Here is a 1975-nt window from a genome sequence, read left to right as displayed (position 1 = left end):
AAAGAGGATGGGACAAAACTCAGTGAAATAAAAAGGTAATTTCAGTAGATTTATTTTACTGGAATTACCTTTTCTTTTTATTTGATCGACTATGTCGCTCCATAAATCTACTACGCTTTCCGCGGGCCGGCCTCAACCGATAGAGAAAGAAATTCACTTTCTCTTTCGTTTTCGGACACGGCTTGTCCCGCAGGAGTCTTCGTAGATTTATTTCGCTTTTATTAAATTCAGGCACACAAAAAGAGCACACTCTGGTAAAATTAAAGTAACTACACAATAAATTACGGAGGTGCTCTTTATGTTTAAACATTATACCATGAATCAAGTTGTTTTGCCTTTAGATTTAGAAATTAAATTAGATAATAATGATATTGCTTTTGCCGTAAATGATTTAATAGAAAGTATTCCTGACGAAGCTTTCGAATCTTTTTCTCGAAAAACCGGTACTCCAGCTTATCATCCTCGTATGATGATGAAAATCATTTTATGTGCTTATACACAGTCTGTATTTTCCGGTCGGAAAATAGAAGCATTACTAAAAGACAGTGTCCGTATGATGTGGTTAGCTCAAGGATATGAACCAACCTATCGAACGATAAATCGATTTCGCACAAATCCTTTAGTAGCCGATTTATTACGACAATGTTTTGTACAATTCCGTTCTAAACTTGTGAAGGAAAAAGAAATAGATGCCGAAGCTATCTTTATCGATGGTACAAAAATAGAAGCAAACGCAAATAAATTCACTTTTGTTTGGCGTAAGTCCATTGAAAGATATAGTTCAAGTTTAATTGAAAAATCAAACGCAATGTATGATGAGTTATTAGAAAAAGAAATCATTCCATCAATTGAACGTGAGAACGAGGAAGAACTTTCTGTTGAAGAATTAGAAACAATTGTTAAAAAATTAGATCATACAATTGAAGCTTATACAGAGAAAATAGATGAATCAGAGGAAACAAGTGAACGTAAACAACTGCGCTCAGAGCGCAAAGAACCAAAGAAATATCGTAAGCAGTTTGCCGATTTCTTAATCCGTAAATCAAAATATCAACGTGATATGGAAATATTTAAGGATAGAAATAGCTATTCCAAAACAGATCATGATGCAACCTTTATGCGAATGAAAGACGACTATATGATGAATGGACAACTAAAAGCTGGTTACAATCTACAAGTAGCTACCGAAGGTCAATATGCATTAGCTTATAATTTATTTCCAAATCCAACAGATACTCGTACATTGATTCCATTTTTAAATAATATAGAAGAAAATTATTTCACATTACCACAATATATTGTTGCGGATGCTGGATATGGTAGTGAACAAAACTATAATGATGTGTTAAATGTACGTAAACGAATTCCGCTTATTACATATAATCAGTATAGAAAAGAGAAGAAAAAGAAGTATAAAAACGATCCATTTAAAACAGCAAACTGGCAATATGATGCCGAAACAGATTCGTTTATTTGTCCTAATAATCGAAGATTGTATTTTGCGTATGAGTCTAATCGAAAAGATAAATATGGGTTTAAACGAACATTTAAAGTATACGAATCTGAAGATTGTACGGATTGCCCACTACGCACTTTTTGTACAAAAGCGGCAGAGGGTAAAAATAGAAAGCTGTTTTACAATGAAAAATGGGAAACCCAAAAAGAATATATAAGAGCGAAGCTTTCAAACGAAGAAACAGGCGAAATTTACGGAAAACGTAAAATAGACGTAGAGCCTTTTTTTGGATTTTTGAAAGCTAATTTAGGTTTCACTCGAATGTCAGTTCGAGGAAAATCTAAGGTGCATAATGAAATGGGATTTGCGTTAATGGCGGTAAACATAAGAAAATACACCGCCATTAACACTGAAAATGGAACATTTTCACCCGAAGATGGAAAAAATGCTTGTGCTTATCTTTTTATGATAAACACAAGCATTTTTATTTATCCGAGGCTAGTTTTGTCCCAGCCTCTT

The 1975-nt window shown here is 33.6% G+C and carries 1 protein-coding gene; it reads left to right on the top strand.

Going from position 1 to position 1975, the window contains the following annotated elements:
- Positions 1-298: 298 nt before the first annotated feature.
- Positions 299-1975 (top strand): IS1182 family transposase (locus WKT09_RS13570; RefSeq protein ID WP_340416543.1); only part of this gene is annotated, 1677 nt, incomplete at its 3' end.

It is taken from the genome of Pseudogracilibacillus sp. ICA-222130, assembly GCF_037892545.1.
Lineage (GTDB): Bacteria > Bacillota > Bacilli > Bacillales > Amphibacillaceae > Pseudogracilibacillus.
Note: the sequence above shows the minus strand (reverse complement) of the source record. Positions and strands in the feature narration are given on the sequence as shown.